Raw genomic sequence first — 15,266 nt, 5'->3', positions numbered from 1 at the left:
TGCTTACCAGTCGGTATACCCCCATAGTGCCCCGGCTGACCCCGGATGTACTCAACTGAATCGATCCAGTCTCCGGTGTCCGTAGGTACGCAGCGCCCGCAGCAGGTCGACCTCGCGGAACGCGGGCCAGTAGAGGTCGCAGAACTCGATCTCCGAGTGGGTCGCCTGCCACAGCAGGAAGTCGGACATGCGCAGTTCGCCACTGGTCCGGATGACCAGATCCGGCTCCGGCAGTCCGGGTACGTACAGGTGCCGGCTGATGTCGGTTTCGGTCAATGTGCCAGCGATGTCTTCGAGCGATCGCCCCTCGGCGGCGGCCTCGTCGAGCACCGACCGTACGGCGTCCAGCACCTCGAGTCGGCCCGAGTACCCGATCGCGAGAGTCAGATCACCGGCGTCCCGATCGCGGCTCAGCTCGACCGCTTCCTTCAGCGCGCGGGCCGTTGAATCGGGCAACAGGTCCAGCTGTCCCGCGACGTGCAGCCGCCAGCGGTGGTCACGCCGGACATGATCGGCCAGCACGCTCTTGGTGAGCTCCATCAGGTACTCGACCTCGGCCGAGTCGCGCTTGCGCAGGTTGTCCGCCGAGGCGACCCAGGCGGTCACGCAGGTGACTCCGGCGTCGGCGCTCCAGCGCAGGAACTGCTCGAGATGCTTGGCGCCGAACCGATGCCCGATGCGAACGTCGTCGTACCCGGCGCGGCGGGCCCAGCGACGGTTGCCGTCCATCGCGATCGCGACATGTGCGGGCTTCGGCAGCCCGCGCAGCTGGTGGCGCAACCACCGCGCGTACAGGCTGTAGAGCATCATCGTTGAGCGCTGGAGAGGACGTCGGCGAGGTCGAACTTCACCGGCTCCTCCAGCTGCTCGTAGGTGCACGACTCGGGTGTGCGATCGGGCCGCCAGCGGACGAACTGGGCCGTGTGCCGGAAGCGGATGCCTTCCATGTGGTCGTAGCGGACCTCGACGACGAGTTTCGGGCGCAACGGCACGAACGACAGGTCCTTGCCGGCCTGCCACCGGCTGCCCTCGGCGTTGCGTGGTGTCCGAACGCCTTCCTCTTGCTTCGCCCAGGCCCACGGGTGGTCGTCGAATGTGGTGACGAGCGGCTGCAGCTCCTGGAACAGCTCCTTGCGCCGCTCGAGCGGGAACGCGCCGATCACCCCGACGCTGGCCAGCGTGCCGTCCTCGTTGTACAGACCGAGCAGCAGCGAGCCGATGCGATCGGGCCCGCTCTTGTGCACGCGGTATCCGGCGACGACGCAGTCCGCCGTCCGCTCCGGCTTGACCTTGAACATCACCCGCTTGTCCGGCTGGTACGTCCCGCCCAGCGGCTTCGCGATCAGCCCGTCCAGCCCGGCACCCTCGAACTGCTCGAACCACTGCGCCGCGACGTCGGGATCGGAGGTCGCCGGCGTGACGTGGATCGGGGCCTTCACATCCGACAGTGCGTCGAGCAACGCCGTCCGGCGCTCACCGAACGGCCGCTCGGTGAAGTCGTCCTCGCCGAGCGCCAGCAGGTCGAACGCGACGAACCGGGCCGGCGTCTTCTCGGCCAGCATGTTCACGCGACTGGCCGCCGGGTGGATGCGCTGCTGCAGCAACTCGAAGTCGAGCCGGTCGCCGGACTCGCCGATCACGATGATCTCGCCGTCGATCGCGCACTGCTCCGGGAGATTCGCCTTCACCGCCTCGACCAGCTCGGGGAAGTACCGCGTCATCGGCTTCTCGTTGCGGCTGCCGATCTCCACCTCGTCGCCGTCGCGGAAGATGATCGACCGGAAGCCGTCCCACTTCGGCTCGTAGGACAGGTCGCCGCGCGGTATCTCCTTCACCGGTTTGGCGAGCATCGGCTTGACCGGCGGCATCACTGGCAGTCGCATCCCGTCATTGTGTCCCACGCCACGGACAGTCTCCAGAAACCCTGCGTTCGGGAACCGCCGGTGACGACCGTGCGGTGGACAGTGAGCCGACCGCCACGGACAATCTCCGCATGAGCTCGGTACCGGTGGGGTGGACGCGTCCGTCGGACGCGGAGCGGGACCGTGCGCTGGCGATCCTCCGCGACGGCGCCGGATCGGGCCGGCTGTCGCACGACACCTTCATCCGCCGGATGAACCTCGCCCTGCGCTCCCAGAGCCGCGCCGAGCTCGCCGACCTGATCCGCGACTTGCCGCGGGGCGAAGCGCGCTTCCGCGGCTGGGCTCGCACGGTGCGCGCCAAGCTCCCACGGATCGCGGTGCTCCCGGGCTCCGAGCCCACAGGTGCACTGCGCACTCCCGGGACGGCGGCCTCCCGCGGCATCCTCGGATACCTGCCCAAACTCACGCAGCTTCGCAGCCCGGAGCCCGAACCGCTGCCCGCGCTGGCGCTGCCCGCGCCCGGCTCGCCGACGGTGCGGATCGGCCGTGGTCCGGGCGCGACGCTACGGCTGGCCGACGACTCGGTCTCGCGAGCGCACGCGGAGTTGCGGCACGTCGGCGACCGCTGGCTGCTCCGCGACCTCGGCTCGATGAACGGGACCTGGGTGAACGACTCCCGCATCACCACGACAGTCCGCGTGCGGCCGGGTGACCGGGTCGCGTTCGGCGCGGTGGAGTTCACCTTCACGTGGGTGGACCAGCCGCAATAGTTGCATCCGGTACTTCGGTACAGGTTTACCGTCGTTCCATGGACGCAACCTGGGCACCGGAAGCCTGCACCCTGCCGACCGCGGAGCGACCGTTCCGTGTGGCCGAGTTCAACGAGCTGTTCGCCGAGCACCTGCGGCGCGCCGACCGCGTGGACGCGCAGACCCTCGACATCGTGCTGGACCCCGAGTCCCGGACGACGGTGGAGGATCTCACTGCCCGCGAGACCGCCTGCTGCTCGTTCTTCACGTTCACCCTGACCGGCACCGCCGAACTCCACCTGCGCATCACGGTCCCGCCGGCCCAAACCGCCGTACTCGACGGGATGCTCCGGTGAGATCGAGCGAGGTGGCCGAGGCCGCCGGGGTGAACCTGCAGACCCTGCGGTACTACGAGCGCCGCGGACTGCTCGACCCGCCGGACCGGACGCTCGGCGGCCACCGTGTGTACCCCGAGGACGCCGTCACGACGCTGCGCGTGATCAAGGCGGCGCAGCGGCTGGGATTCACCCTCACCGAGATCTCCGAACTGCTCGCGACGGCCCGGCATCGCCACCCGCGCGGCGCGGGTGCCGGGCTGCAGGCCCGGGCGCGCGAGAAACTGGCCGACGTGGAAGCCAAGATCGCCGACCTGACCGTCATCGCCGCAACCCTGCGCGCCGGGATCGCCGCCGGATGCGACGACCTCGAAACCTGCGCGGGCGATCCGGACTGCCCGCTGCCGTTCACGGAGCTCGCCCGGTGACCGTGCTGCGGTCGGTCGTCCTGTTCGTCCTGGCGGCGCTGCTGGAAATCGGAGGAGCGTGGCTGGTCTGGCAGGGCTGGCGCGAGAACCGCGGTCTGCTGTGGATCGCCGGCGGGATCGTTGCCCTCGGCGCCTACGGTTTCGTCGCGACCTTCCAGCCGGATCCCCACTTCGGCCGGATCCTCGCGGCGTACGGCGGGGTGTTCGTCGCAGGCTCGCTCGCCTGGGGCGTCCTGGTCGACCACTTCAAACCCGACCGGTACGACGTGCTCGGCGCGGTGATCTGCCTGCTCGGAGTCGCGGTCATCATGTACGCGCCACGCTCCTCCTGATCAGGTCAGCAGCACCACCTTCCCCGTGGTGGCCCGGATTTCGAGGGCCTTGTGGGCGGCGGCCGCCTCGGACAGCGGGAACGTCGTGGTCTGCGCCCGCCACCGGCCGGCGACCGTCTCCTCCAGCGCAGCGGCCTCCAGCGCGCGGAGTTGCCGGGTCAGCTTGGCGCCGATCGCCCAGCTGACGGTCAGGCCGCGGCTCATCACGTCTTCGTGTGTGTACTCGATCGGCCCGCCGCCGGACCAGCCGAACATCAGGGCGCGGCCGCCGACACCGAGCAGCTCGAACGCCCGCTGACCGCTAGCCCCGCCGACGCCGTCGAACAGGACGGTGATCTCTTGATCACCCAGCGCGCCCTTCAGCACCTGCGGCCACTCAGGATCGCGGTAGTCGATCGCGTACTGCGCCCCGAGCGAGCGGACCAGATCGACCTTTGCGGGACCGCCCGCGAGACCGATCGCCACCGCACCGGCGTTGCGCGCTGCCTGGATCAGGTAGCCGCCGATCCCGCCCGCCGCGGCGGTCACGAGGACGACGTCGCTCGTGGTGAGCTGGGCCTGCCGGAGGATGCCCGCGGTCGTCCGGCCGGTGCCGATCGCGGCGACCGCCTGCGCGGCGTCGACGTGGTCGGGAAGTTCGTACAGCGACTCGGCCTTCGCCACCGCGCGTTCGGCGTACCCACCTGGCACCATGCCCAGATGCACCACGACCCGCTTGCCGCGCCAGGAGGGGTCCACGTCCGGACCGACCGCGGCGACCCGCCCCGCGACCTCGCGTCCGGGGATCGTGGGCAGTTCCGGCACCGGGATCGGGCCGCCGCCGGCCGAACCCGACCGAATCATCGTGTCGACGAGATGGACGCCGGCCGCCTCGACGTCGATGAGCACCGTGCCGGCGCCGGGAGTGGGGTCCGGAACGTTCTCGAGGACGAGATTCTCTGCCGGACCGAACGCATGCAATCTGATCGCTTTCACGGTCGCGACCGTAGAACCTCAACAGTGATTGAGGTCAACCACTGCCACTTCCTTACGTTGTGTATTAAAGTTCGCTGGGAGGGAGGGTGACGTGGCGAAGATTCTCAGAGGAGCGACCGCGCAGGAGACACACAGCGCGATCCTCGACCTGATCCGCTCCAGCGGCACGGTCACCCGGGTCGATCTCGCCGAGCGGTCCGGGCTGACCGGCGCGTCGATCTCGCGGGTGGTGAAGCGGCTGCTCGCGGACGGCCTGATCATCGAGACCGGGTACGGCGACCCGACCGGGGGTAAACGCGCCACGCTGCTGCAGTTCAACCCGCGCGCCCGGCACGCCGTCGGTATCGCGATCGACACCCCGAGCACGACGTACGTCGTCACCGACATGAGCGGCCGGGTGATCGAGCAGTTGTCGTCACGCGGGATCGGCAAGGACGCGCCGGAGACGGTGATCAAACGGATCACCGCCGAGCTCGACGACCTGATCGTGAAGGCCGAAATCGAGCCTTCGACGCTCGTCGGCGTCGGCGTCGCGCTGGCCGGACGGCAAGGCCGGGGCGGGGAGCGGCTGCTGCGCACGGGATCCCGGAAGTACGCGTGGGAGCCGTTCGCGGTGCGGGACACGCTGAAGGCGGCGATCGACCATCCCGTCGTGGTGGAGAACGACTCCACCTGCGCGGCCATCGGCGAGTTCTGGGCCGGGAAGATCCCGTCGGCGAACGACTTCGCCACCGTCTACCTGGCGGCCGGTTTCGGCCTCGGCCTGGTGACGAACGGCGATGTGTACCGCGGCTCGTCGTCGAACGTCGGCGAGATCGGGCACATGGTGATCGACGTCGACGGGCCGATGTGCTGGTGCGGCGGCCAAGGGTGCCTGGAGAGTCTCGCCGCGCCCGCCGCGGTGGTCGCCCGCGCGGTCGAGGACACTGACCTGGCGGCCCGGCTCGGCCTCCGCGGCAGCCGCCCCTCCGTCCGGTCGGACTTCGCGCGGATCGCCCGGGCCGCCGCCGGTGGGGACCCGCGGTGCACCGAGCTGATCGAGGAATCGGCGATGTACCTGGGCAAGGCGCTGCTGTCGATCACCAACCTGCTCGACCTCGACCAGATCATCCTGGCCGGCCCCGGATTCAGCGAAGCCGGCGACATCTACGTCCGAATTGCGTCGCAGGAGCTCAACCGCCTGTCGTTCGTCCGCGCCATGCACCCCACCCGCGTGGAGCTGTCCAAGCTCGGCCCGAGCGCGGCCGCCCTGGGCGCGGCGTCGCTGGTCCTGCACAGCCAATTGACCCCACACCAGAACGCCCGCGCCTGACGGTCCGCCTGACGGTCCGCCTGACGGTGCGGCTGACGGTGCGGCTGACGGTGCGGCTGACGGTGCGGCTGGGGTGCGGATCCCCAGGCCATCACAATGCGAGGAGCCGGGGATCTGTGGAGGGTTTTCCCCCGTATGGCGGGCAAAAGCCTCCAGTGTCGTGCGGAAACTCTCCTAGATGATTGATGCACGGCCTGGTCTGGATTCGGCGGTCGTAGTGATGGAGCCGGGGACGCTCGGGCGTGTGGCGTGGGTGGCGTGTGTCAGGTCGACAGGACGTGTCCCGTGCCAGGGGCCACAGCTGAGCGTGAATCAGACACCGAACAGACCCGCCCCGCACCACACTAACTGTCGAGCGTGCACACCTTCGGGCCGTGGATCAATCGTCTGGGAGTACCCGCGGCGCTGCTGACCGAGCCGCACGCCATCAGCCAGCCGTGCGCCGCGCCTGCGCGCCTGTCCCGACGACACATCCGTCCCAAGCGCCGGAAGGTCAGCTCAGTTCGTCAGGAAGTTCTGCAGCCAGCGGCCGCTCTTCTTCACGAACCGCGCCTGTGTGTCGTAGTCGACGTACACGATCCCGAAGCGGCGGCTGTAGCCCCACGCCCACTCGAAGTTGTCGAGCAGCGACCAGGCGAAGTACCCCTTCAGCGGGAAGCCTTCGCTGACGAGGTCCTTGCAGACGGCGAGGTGCTGCTGCAGGTAGTCGAGGCGTTCGTCGTCCTCGACGGTGCCTTCCGCGGTGACGACGTCGGGGTACGCCGATCCGTTCTCGGTCACGTACAACGGGAGCTCGGGCGCGAGCTTGTTGATCGTGACCAGGATGTCGCGCAGCCCGGTCGCCTGAATCGGCCAGCCCATCTGCGTGCGGGGGAGTCCGGTGTCGATGGTGACGACGTTCTCGCTGCCCGGGTTCGTGGACGCGACCGGGGCCGAGATCGGACCGTCGGGCGCCGCCACCGTGCTCGGGCAGTAGTAGTTGACGCCGATGAAGTCCAGCGGCGCCCCGATCAGCTCGAGGTCCGCCTCCTGCTCGGCGAACCACGCCGTCGTCCCGGTGTCCTCGAGGACGTCGGCCGGGTACCGCCCGGACAGCAGTGGCTCGAGGAAGATGCGGTTCCGCAGGCCGTCGATCCGGCGGGCCGCGTCGCGGTCGGCGGGGGAGTCGGTGGCAGCGTGCACCGGGGCCGGGTTGAGCGCGATGCCGTACGTGCCGCCTTCGGAGCGGATCGCGTCGAGCGCGAGCCCATGGCCGAGCAGCAGGTGGTGCACGGCCTTCAGCGACTCGGCGCCCTCGGTCCGGCCCGGAGCGTGCTCGCCGTTGCCGTACCCGAGGAAGGCCGAGCACCACGGCTCGTTCAGCGTCATCCAGTGCTTGATCACGTCCGACAGCGCGTTGTGCGTGACGGCGGCGTAGTCGCGGAACCGCTCGGCGGTCTCGCGCACCAGCCAGCCGCCGGCGTCCTCCAGCGGCTGCGGCAGGTCCCAGTGGTACAGCGTCGCGTACGGCGTGACGCCGTGCTCGAGGCATGTCTCGGCCAGCCGCCGGTAGAAGTCGAGACCGGTCTGGTTCGTGGCGCCGGAACCGGTCGGGACGATCCGCGGCCAGGCGATCGAGAACCGGTACGCGTTCAGGCCGAGGTCCGCGAGCAGACGAATGTCGTCGGCGAACCGGTGGTAGTGGTCGACGGCGACCTCGCCGGTGGAGCCGTCCGCGATCCGCCCCGGGGTGTTCGCGAACGTGTCCCAGATGCTCGGACCGCGGCCGTCCGCGGCCACCGCCCCCTCGACCTGGTACGACGCGGTTGCCGCGCCCCACGTGAATCCGCTCGGGAAGCCGTTCGTCACGTCGTCTCCTTCTCCACCCAGTGCCGCTTGTCGGGGAGCAGGCTACCTAACCGGTTAAGCAAAGCCGAGGGCAGGTCCGCATCCCGGGCAGCGATCAGCGCGTCGACGCGGGCCGGTTTGGTGATCCCGACGACCGCGCCGGCGATGCCCGGATCGTCGATCGAGTGCCGTAGCGCGGCCGTCGCCAGGTCGACGCCGTACTCGCGGCACGCCTTGTCCATCTCCGCGACCGCCTCGAGCAGCGCGGGCGGTGCCTCGCGGTAGGCGTACTTCGTGGCGCCGGCCGGGTTCGCGAGGATGCCGCCGCCGTAGATCGCGGCGTTCACCACCGCGATGCCCTCGGACCGGGCCCGCTCGAAGATCGGTCCGGCGGAGCGGTCGACGAGGCTCCACCGGTTGTGCACGAGCAGTACCTCGAAGCCGCCGAGGTCGAGGTAGCGCGACAGTTCGCGGGTGTCGCCACCCGCGAGGCCGACGTGCCCGATCTCCCCGTCCGCGCGCAGTTGCATCAGCGTGTCGACCGCCTCCCGCATCGACTCGAAGTCGTGGAACTCCGGGTCGTGCAGGTACACCAGCGGCAGGTCGTCCAGCCCCAGCCGTTCCTTGCTCTCGGCAACACTCGCGCGGACCCGGGCGCCCGAGTAGTCGCGGTCCTTCGCGTCCACCTTCGTCGCCACCAGGAAGCCCGGCGGGAGTCCGCCGTACTCGCGGATCGCCTGGCCGATGCGCGTCTCGCTGGTGCCGTCGCCGTACCCGTTGGAGGTGTCGATCCAGGTCAGCGGGCTGTCGAACACCCGCAGTACCAGGTCGATGGCTTCCTGCGGCGTCACGTCGTACCCGAAGACGGCGGGCATGCCCGCGATCCCGGAGCCGCCGGCGCAGACCGCGGACACGGTCAGGCCGGTGTTTCCGAGCGGGCGAAGCCAGTTGGCGGGGGCAGTGTCAGTCATGCGCCGGAGCCTACGGCGTACGCGAAGCCGTCGGAGCCTACGGCGTACGCGAAGCCGTCGGGGTCGACGTAGACCTTCGTCTCATCGTGGGCGATCTGCACCGGCAGATCCGGTACGTCGCCCGCCAGCTCGGCGTACGCGAACCCGGCGACGTCGAGCTGCGGGTCGCGGGCGGTCTTCGGGACGTCGTAGGTGAACACCTCGAGCACCGTGTCGCCACCCTTGAGGTAGCCGATGTGGAAACCGCGGCTGTCGTGCGGCTGCTCGATCGTCCCGATGAAGTCGAACCCGTGGTGCCGGTGGTAGAAGTCGCTGGTCGCGTCCCGGTCCTCGACGGTGATCGCGACGTGGTCGAACCGCGGTCGCTGCGGTACGCCGAGGGCACGCTCACGCGCCACCCCGTCGGCGTCCAGAACCTCGGCGTACCGCAGGTCGCCCTGGATCAGTTCGAGCAGCGTGCCGTCGGGGTCGTAGAAGAAACAGATCCGGACGTTGCCCTCCGCGTTCAGCGGGTCGAGTTTGAATTCGACACCGCCGGCCTTCAGCGCGTCGGCCCGCTCGTCCAGCCGGTCGACCTTGAACCCGATGTGCCGGAAGCCCTTCTGCAGGTCGTCCGGCGACCAGGTGCTGTGCTCGCGGCCGTTCGGCACAACGCGTAGCTCGATCGTCGCGGTGACCGCGTCGAGGACGGCGCGGTCGGCGGTCACCTCGCCGACGACTTCGAGCTCGAGGAAACGGGTGTAGTACTCGACCGAGCGGGGGACGTCCGTGCAATTGACCACGACGTTCTGGATCGGCATCTGACCTCTTTCGGGAGATGAGTTGGGGAATCAGTTCTTGACGGCGCCGAGCATCATCCCGGCGACGAACTGCCGCTGCATCCGGACGTACACGATCACGACCGGGACGACCGACAGCGTGAGGCCGGCGGTGAGGGCCGGCCAGTTCGTGGAGTACTGACCCATCAGCGTGAACAGCACCGGTTGGAGCGGGAGCGCGTCGGTGTTGCGCAGCACCGTGTTGGCGATCAGGAACTCGTTCCAGGTGGACAGGAACTGGAAGATCACCACGGTCGCGATCCCCGGCCGGGTGATCGGCAGGATCACCCGGCGGAAGATCGTCAGCTCGCTGCCGCCGTCCACCCGGGCGGCCTCGATCAGCTCATCCGGCAGGGTCTGGAAGAACGCCCGCATCAGGAACATCGCGAACGGTGCCGAGCCGGAGATGTACAGCACCAGCAGACCGGTCTGGGTGTCCAGCAGACCGAACGACTTGAGCTCGAGGTAGAGCGGGATGATGAGCGCGGTCGACGGCATCATCAACGTGGTCAGCAGCAGCACGAACAACGTGTTCCGGAACGGGAAGTCCAGCTTCGCGAACGCGTACCCGCTGAGCGTCGCGAACACCAGGACGCCGATCACCGTGACCGACGTGATCCAGACGCTGTTCCAGAAATGCAGCGGGAACTCGATCGACGTCCAGGCCTCGCCGTACGCCGCCCCGGTCAGCTTCCGCGGGAAGAACGGGCCGTTGAAGATCGTGTTCTGCTCCCGCAGCGACGTGAGCAGCATCCACACGAACGGGAACGCCATCAGCACGCAGAACGGCAACAGGACGAACGTCGCGAAGGACTTTCCGGCTGACGACTTCTTCATCGGTCCGTCCTCCGGGTCAGCCAGAGTTGCGCGAGTACGGCGAGCGTGCAGAGCACCATCGTCACGACGCTGAACGCGCTCGCGTACCCGAGTTGCGGGATCGAGCCGGACGTCGACCCGAAGGCCAGCGAGTACAGGTACGTACCGAGCACCTCGCTGGCGTGATTCGGGCCGCCGCCGGTCATCACGAAGATCACGTCGAACGCCTTGAAGCCGTTGAGCAGACCGAGGCTGACGATCAGACCGGTGACCACCCGCAGGCTCGGCACGGTGATGTACCGGAACTGCTGGACCGTGTTCGCACCGTCCATCGCGGCGGCCTCGTACAGGTTCGGGTCGATGCCCTGCAGCCCGGCGAAGTAGATCAGCATCGTGAACCCGATTCCGCCCCACACGCTCACCACGACGAGCGCCGGCAGCACGGTCTTGTGGTCGGCGAGCCACGGATGCTGCAGGCCTTCCAGACCGATCGCCCCGAGCACCCGGTTCAGCGTGCCGATGTTCGGGTCGTAGATCAGCTTCCACAGCACCGCCGACACCACGAACGAGACGATGCCGGGGATGAACAGGATCGTCCGGACGACGACGCCGACCTTCGGCCAGATCACGTTCACCAGGACTGCCGTGACGAGTCCGAGGAAGGTCAGCAGCGCCGTCGTCACACCGGTCAGCGCGAGCGTGACGAGCAGCGCCCGGCGGGCGATCGGGTCGTGCAGCATCCGGCTGTAGTTGTCGAAGTTCACGAACCGCGGCGCCCCGAACCCGCCCCATGAGGTCAGGCTCAGGTACGCCGTGTAGAGGATCGGCCACAGCACGAAGGCCAGGAACAACACGAACGTCGGCGCGATGAACAGGTACCCGGCGATCCGCTGCGATTTCCGCAACGGGGACCCGAACCGGTACGACCAGCGCGCCGCGGACCGCCGTACGACGCCCCGCGTGAGAGCTGTCGCCATCCGATTAGCCGCCCTTGGCGTTCTGGACGGCCTGCTGCATCGCCTTCGCGACCGTGGCCGGCTCGCCGCTGCCGTCGAAGATCTTCGCCAGCGGGTCGCCCGCCGCCACCGAGCCGGGGCCGAACGGGATGTGCGGGCAGCCGTCGCCGTCCAGCAGCCAGGACGTCATCTGCTTCATGATCGGCAACTCGATGCGGGTCGCCGCGCTCTTGGTGGCCGGCATCGAGTTGGAGTCGTTCATCGTGGGGGAGTACTGGTCGGCGGAGTACATGAACCGCAGGAACTCCAGTGCGGCGTCCTTGTTCTTGCTGGTCGCCGACACCGCCCAGCCGGCGCCCGCCTGGTTCGCTGTCCAGTGCCGCTTGCCGGGCGCGAGCGCCGGCGTCTTCATCACCTTGTACAGCTTGTTGAACGCCGGAGACGCGTCCTTGGTCAGGCCCTGCGGCGTCCAGCTGCCGTTGAACAGCATCGCGGACTTCCCGGTGTAGAAGAGCTGCGGCGCCTGGTCGCCGCTGGTGCCGGTCGTGCCCGGCTGGAAGACGCCCGCCTTGACGATCTTCTGCAGCAGCCCGATCGCCTCGACGACCTTCGGGTCCTCGTAGTTCGCCCCGTCCTTGAGCTGGTCGAGCTTGAGGTAGTACGTCGGGTCGTCGGTGACCTGCGTGATCAGCGGCAGGAAGAAGTCCAGCGAGCTGGTCGTCGGGTTGCAGCTGAGCGCGACCGGGTGCTTGCCGGTCGCGCGGATCTTCGCCGCCGCCGCGATCAGGTCGTCCCAGGTCTCGATCTCGTCCTCGCCGACACCGGCCGCCTTGAGCAGGTCCGGGTTGTAGAAGATCCCGAACGTCTGCGCCATCCAGCCGACCGCGTACTGCTTGCCGTCCAGGGTGTACTCCTGGTTGGCCGAGTCGAAGAAGTCCTTCAGGAAGTCGTCGCCGAGCTCCTGCTTGAGATCGGCGGAGATGCCGCCGGTGCCGTAGGTCAGCGCGCGCGTGTGCGGCGCGAAGATCTCCGGTACGTCGCCGCCGGCCACCGCGGCCTGCAGCGCCGGGAGGTACTGGTCCGGCGTACCGAAGATCCTGTTCTCGATCGTGATGTTGCTGTGTGCGGCCTCGAACTTCTCGATCAGTTTCGGGAACTGGTCCTCCTGGTCGTTGTACCAGGACCACATCCGGACCACGGCCTTGCCGCCGCTGGTCGTCCCGCCGCTGTCGCTGCCACCGCAGGCGGCCAGCGCCGGCCCGAGGCCGAGCGCACCTGCGGCGCCCAGCGCGCCCTTGAGAACCGACCGCCGCCGTACGTGCTGTTCGCCCATCGGAGACTCCTCGTCCATCGCGCCTCACGAACTCACAACCAACTTCCTAACTGAAAGTAAGAAAGTGGTCAAGGCCACAGCGCCGACTTTGTGGACCCGCGTCCGACTTGTGGACGGCGGTCGAGTTGTGGACGTGATTCGTTCGGCAGCCGGCGGTCGAGTTGTGGACGGGGTTCGTCCGGCGGACGGGGCGGCATCGTAGGGTGGCGGGGTGGTGGTGCGGTTGAGTGAGCGGACGCCGGTGGTGAGTCCGGACCGGTTGCTGTCCGAGTGCGTGCCGCCGCCGCGGTTCGCGGACGTCCGATTCGGTACCTACCGCCCGGATCCGGACGAACCTTCGCAGGCGGCCGCGGTCGAGGTGCTGACGGCTCGGGCCGCAAAGCTGGCGGTACCGCGCTCGGCGCCGTCGTTGTGGTCGCGGTTGCGGGGGCGCTCGACGCCGCCGGAGAAGCCGGGGATCTACCTGGACGGAGGGTTCGGTGTCGGGAAGACCCACCTGCTGGCATCGCTGTGGCACGAGTCGAGCGGCCCGAAGATGTACTGCACGTTCGTCGAGCTGACCAACCTCGTCGGGGCGCTCGGGCTGCGAACAGCGGTCGAGGCGTTGTCGTCGTACCGGCTGATCTGCATCGACGAGTTCGAGCTGGACGATCCCGGCGACACGATGCTGATCTCACGGCTGCTCGGTCAGTTGGTCGAGGCGGGCGTCTCGTTCGCGGCGACGTCCAACACGTTGCCGGACAAGCTCGGCGAGGGGCGGTTCCAGGCGGTCGACTTCCTGCGCGAAATTCAGGGCCTCGCCGCGCGCTTCGACGTACGGCGGGTGGACGGACCGGACTACCGGCACCGAGGTCTCCCGGTCGCGCCGGAGCCGTGGCCGGACCAGAAGGTCGAGCAGGAGGCCGCACTTCGGCCGAACGCGTCCTGCGACCATTTCGTCGACCTGCACCGGCACCTGGCCGAGTTGCATCCGAGCAAGTACGGCGCGCTGCTCGACGGCATCGAGGCGGTCGCGATCACCGACATCCGCCCGCTGACCGACGAGAACGTGGCCCTGCGACTGGTGGTCCTCGCCGACCGCATGTACGACCGCGACCTGCCGCTGCTGGCCGGCGGCGTACCCCTCGACCAACTCTTCTCCGCCGACATGCTCAAAGGCGGCTATCGCAAGAAGTACCTCCGAGCCCTCTCCCGCCTCATCGCCCTGGCCCGCGCCGCATGACTGTCTGATCGGCAACGCGCGAGGTTCCAGCACCCGCTCCAGACCGCACGTTCTTGGGCTGCATTTCCGGGCCGGATGCGCAGCAGGTGTGACGGGATCGGTCGTTCGCCGCGTCCAAAAGGGCAAAGGCCGGCGAATGTCTGGAGGCGAGCCGATGGTGCCTGTCGGGACGGCAACCCGGGACGATCGGTTGACGATCAGTGTCATCGAACCGCCGGAGTATGAGGCCGCCTCGGACCTCTACGGCGGCCGGAGCTTTCTGCAGGTCGCGTCCTGGGCCGCGGTCAAGACGGACTGGGCCTCCGAACTGCTGGCGTGGCGCGACGCCGAGAATCGCGTGGTCGGAACCGCCTTGGTGTTGTTGCGCCGGCTGCCGGCCATGTCGCGCTGGTACGCCTATCTGCCTGAAGGCCCCGACATCGATTGGGCCGATCCCGTGTTGGAGCGCTGGCTCGCACCGCTGATCGCCCACCTGGAACGACACGACGTCTTCGCCGTCCGGATGGGACCGCCGCCGCTGCTGCGGCGATGGCGATCGGAAACGTTGGCCGCAGGGGTAGGGCGGCGCCGGCGCATCGACCAGGTACTGCCCGACCTCGTGGAGCCCGTCGGGGCCGCCGTTGCCGAGCGACTGCGCACCCTCGGCTGGACCCGGGCCGGTGAAGCAGGCATGCAGGGCGACGCACAGCCGCGGTACTTGTTCCAGGTGCCGCTGGCAGGTCGTGACGCGGAGACGCTGAAGAGCGGCCTCAGCAAGCAGTGGCAGCGCAACATCCGGAAGGCCGTCAGGTCAGGTGTCGAGGTCCGCCGCGGTGCCGCCGGCGATCTCGCGGCGTTCTTCGAGTTGCTGAGGACAACCGAGCGGCGCAACGGCTTCCGCCTCGGCCGGACGTTGGCGTACTACGAGCGACAGTTCAGGGCACTCAACGAGGCTGCGCCGGGCCGGATGCGCTTGTACCTGTCGACCTACGGCGGTGAGATCCTGGCGGCGCACACGATGACTGTCGTCGGCCGCCGCGTCTGGTACCAGACAGGTGCGTCGGCGGATCATCGCCGCGACGTCCGGCCCAGTCACATCCTGCAGTGGACGATGATGCGCGATGCGCTGGAGCTCGGTGCGAGCTGGTACGACATGCGCGGCGTCGCGAATTGCCTGGACCCCGAGGACCCGGCGTACGGCCTCCTGCGATGGAAGCTGGGCACCGGAGGCGAGGTTGCCCAAACTACCGGCGAGTGGGAGCGAGCTCTGCCTGGACCGATCAACCGGGCTCTCCATCGAGCACTGATCCGCCACCGAGCCCGCCGCTGACGAAACCCGGTCCTGTCGACA

General features: G+C 68.7%; 16 protein-coding genes. 7 read left to right on the top strand and 9 right to left on the bottom strand.

What is annotated here, in order from left to right; translation table 11 throughout:
* Positions 1-51: 51 nt before the first annotated feature.
* Entirely contained in the window at positions 52-810 is a 759-nt protein-coding gene (gene uppS / locus AB0B82_RS03450; RefSeq protein ID WP_360162006.1) for a polyprenyl diphosphate synthase, read from the bottom strand.
* Complete coding sequence (locus AB0B82_RS03445) at positions 807-1,883, bottom strand: ATP-dependent DNA ligase (RefSeq protein WP_360162004.1); 1,077 nt, start codon at positions 1,881-1,883, stop codon at positions 807-809. Before AB0B82_RS03445 ends, uppS begins: the two co-directional genes overlap by 4 nt.
* A gap of 110 nt (positions 1,884-1,993) precedes the next feature.
* Here AB0B82_RS03445 and AB0B82_RS03440 point away from each other — a divergent pair, with 110 nt between their 5' ends.
* From AB0B82_RS03440 to AB0B82_RS03425, 4 genes are read left to right on the top strand one after another with little or no spacing between them, the layout of a single operon-like run.
* On the top strand, positions 1,994-2,632 hold the full coding sequence (locus tag AB0B82_RS03440) for a DUF1707 and FHA domain-containing protein (RefSeq protein WP_360162002.1): 639 nt from the start codon (positions 1,994-1,996) through the stop codon (positions 2,630-2,632).
* A gap of 38 nt (positions 2,633-2,670) precedes the next feature.
* Complete coding sequence (locus AB0B82_RS03435; protein ID WP_360162000.1) at positions 2,671-2,967, top strand: hypothetical protein; 297 nt, start codon at positions 2,671-2,673, stop codon at positions 2,965-2,967.
* A complete protein-coding gene (locus AB0B82_RS03430) occupies positions 2,964-3,374 on the top strand; it encodes a MerR family transcriptional regulator (protein ID WP_360161998.1) in 411 nt (136 codons plus the stop codon). Before AB0B82_RS03435 ends, AB0B82_RS03430 begins: the two co-directional genes overlap by 4 nt.
* Complete coding sequence (locus tag AB0B82_RS03425) at positions 3,371-3,706, top strand: YnfA family protein (protein WP_360161996.1); 336 nt, start codon at positions 3,371-3,373, stop codon at positions 3,704-3,706. Before AB0B82_RS03430 ends, AB0B82_RS03425 begins: the two co-directional genes overlap by 4 nt.
* Here AB0B82_RS03425 and AB0B82_RS03420 read toward each other — a convergent pair whose 3' ends face one another.
* A complete protein-coding gene (locus AB0B82_RS03420) occupies positions 3,707-4,681 on the bottom strand; it encodes a zinc-binding dehydrogenase (RefSeq protein WP_360161994.1) in 975 nt (324 codons plus the stop codon).
* Positions 4,682-4,772: 91 nt separating this feature from the next.
* Here AB0B82_RS03420 and AB0B82_RS03415 point away from each other — a divergent pair, with 91 nt between their 5' ends.
* Positions 4,773-5,993, top strand: a complete 1,221-nt coding sequence (locus tag AB0B82_RS03415) for an ROK family transcriptional regulator (RefSeq protein ID WP_360161992.1) — start codon at positions 4,773-4,775, stop codon at positions 5,991-5,993.
* Positions 5,994-6,491: 498 nt separating this feature from the next.
* Here AB0B82_RS03415 and AB0B82_RS03410 read toward each other — a convergent pair whose 3' ends face one another.
* Genes AB0B82_RS03410 through AB0B82_RS03385 form a run of 6 tightly spaced genes read right to left on the bottom strand, consistent with a single transcriptional unit; the run spans position 6,492 to position 12,714 of the window.
* Positions 6,492-7,841, bottom strand: a complete 1,350-nt coding sequence (locus tag AB0B82_RS03410; protein WP_360161990.1) for a GH1 family beta-glucosidase — start codon at positions 7,839-7,841, stop codon at positions 6,492-6,494.
* Positions 7,838-8,791 (bottom strand): aldo/keto reductase, encoded by a 954-nt coding sequence (locus AB0B82_RS03405; RefSeq protein ID WP_360161988.1) that lies wholly within the window; start codon positions 8,789-8,791, stop codon positions 7,838-7,840. The genes AB0B82_RS03410 and AB0B82_RS03405 overlap by 4 nt, the downstream gene beginning before the upstream one ends.
* On the bottom strand, positions 8,788-9,591 hold the full coding sequence (locus AB0B82_RS03400) for a VOC family protein (protein WP_360161986.1): 804 nt from the start codon (positions 9,589-9,591) through the stop codon (positions 8,788-8,790). The genes AB0B82_RS03405 and AB0B82_RS03400 overlap by 4 nt, the downstream gene beginning before the upstream one ends.
* A 30-nt stretch (positions 9,592-9,621) precedes the next feature.
* Positions 9,622-10,446, bottom strand: coding sequence for a carbohydrate ABC transporter permease (locus AB0B82_RS03395; RefSeq protein ID WP_360161984.1), 825 nt, complete (start codon positions 10,444-10,446; stop codon positions 9,622-9,624).
* Complete coding sequence (locus AB0B82_RS03390) at positions 10,443-11,402, bottom strand: sugar ABC transporter permease (protein ID WP_360161982.1); 960 nt, start codon at positions 11,400-11,402, stop codon at positions 10,443-10,445. The genes AB0B82_RS03395 and AB0B82_RS03390 overlap by 4 nt, the downstream gene beginning before the upstream one ends.
* 4 nt (positions 11,403-11,406) lie before the next feature.
* Positions 11,407-12,714, bottom strand: a complete 1,308-nt coding sequence (locus AB0B82_RS03385; protein WP_360161980.1) for a sugar ABC transporter substrate-binding protein — start codon at positions 12,712-12,714, stop codon at positions 11,407-11,409.
* 217 nt (positions 12,715-12,931) lie between these two features.
* Here AB0B82_RS03385 and zapE point away from each other — a divergent pair, with 217 nt between their 5' ends.
* Together zapE and AB0B82_RS03375 are read left to right on the top strand one after the other, a co-directional pair.
* Positions 12,932-13,936: a cell division protein ZapE gene (zapE, locus tag AB0B82_RS03380; protein ID WP_360162292.1), complete on the top strand. Its 1,005-nt coding sequence runs from the start codon at positions 12,932-12,934 to the stop codon at positions 13,934-13,936.
* Positions 13,937-14,126: 190 nt separating this feature from the next.
* The gene (locus AB0B82_RS03375) at positions 14,127-15,245 is read left to right on the top strand and encodes a peptidoglycan bridge formation glycyltransferase FemA/FemB family protein (protein ID WP_360161978.1); all 1,119 of its coding nucleotides are present in this window, start codon (positions 14,127-14,129) and stop codon (positions 15,243-15,245) included.
* The last annotated feature ends 21 nt before the right edge of the window (positions 15,246-15,266 follow it).

Origin of the sequence: Kribbella sp. NPDC048915 (assembly GCF_040649595.1) — a bacterium.
Classification (GTDB): Bacteria; Actinomycetota; Actinomycetes; order Propionibacteriales; family Kribbellaceae; genus Kribbella.
The sequence above is the reverse complement of the archived record's forward strand: the minus strand, read 5'-3'. Positions and strand labels throughout refer to the sequence as shown.

Bases quoted from the DNA above. Each gene is read 5' to 3' on its own strand.
- uppS (WP_360162006.1), bottom strand. From the start codon at position 810: ATGATGCTCTACAGCCTGTACGCGCGGTGGTTGCGCCACCAGCTGCGC.
- AB0B82_RS03445 (WP_360162004.1), bottom strand. From the start codon at position 1,883: ATGCGACTGCCAGTGATGCCGCCGGTCAAGCCGATGCTCGCCAAACCG.
- AB0B82_RS03440 (WP_360162002.1), top strand. From the start codon at position 1,994: ATGAGCTCGGTACCGGTGGGGTGGACGCGTCCGTCGGACGCGGAGCGG.
- AB0B82_RS03435 (WP_360162000.1), top strand. From the start codon at position 2,671: ATGGACGCAACCTGGGCACCGGAAGCCTGCACCCTGCCGACCGCGGAG.
- AB0B82_RS03405 (WP_360161988.1), bottom strand. From the start codon at position 8,791: ATGACTGACACTGCCCCCGCCAACTGGCTTCGCCCGCTCGGAAACACC.
- AB0B82_RS03400 (WP_360161986.1), bottom strand. From the start codon at position 9,591: ATGCCGATCCAGAACGTCGTGGTCAATTGCACGGACGTCCCCCGCTCG.
- AB0B82_RS03395 (WP_360161984.1), bottom strand. From the start codon at position 10,446: ATGAAGAAGTCGTCAGCCGGAAAGTCCTTCGCGACGTTCGTCCTGTTG.
- AB0B82_RS03390 (WP_360161982.1), bottom strand. From the start codon at position 11,402: ATGGCGACAGCTCTCACGCGGGGCGTCGTACGGCGGTCCGCGGCGCGC.
- AB0B82_RS03385 (WP_360161980.1), bottom strand. From the start codon at position 12,714: ATGGGCGAACAGCACGTACGGCGGCGGTCGGTTCTCAAGGGCGCGCTG.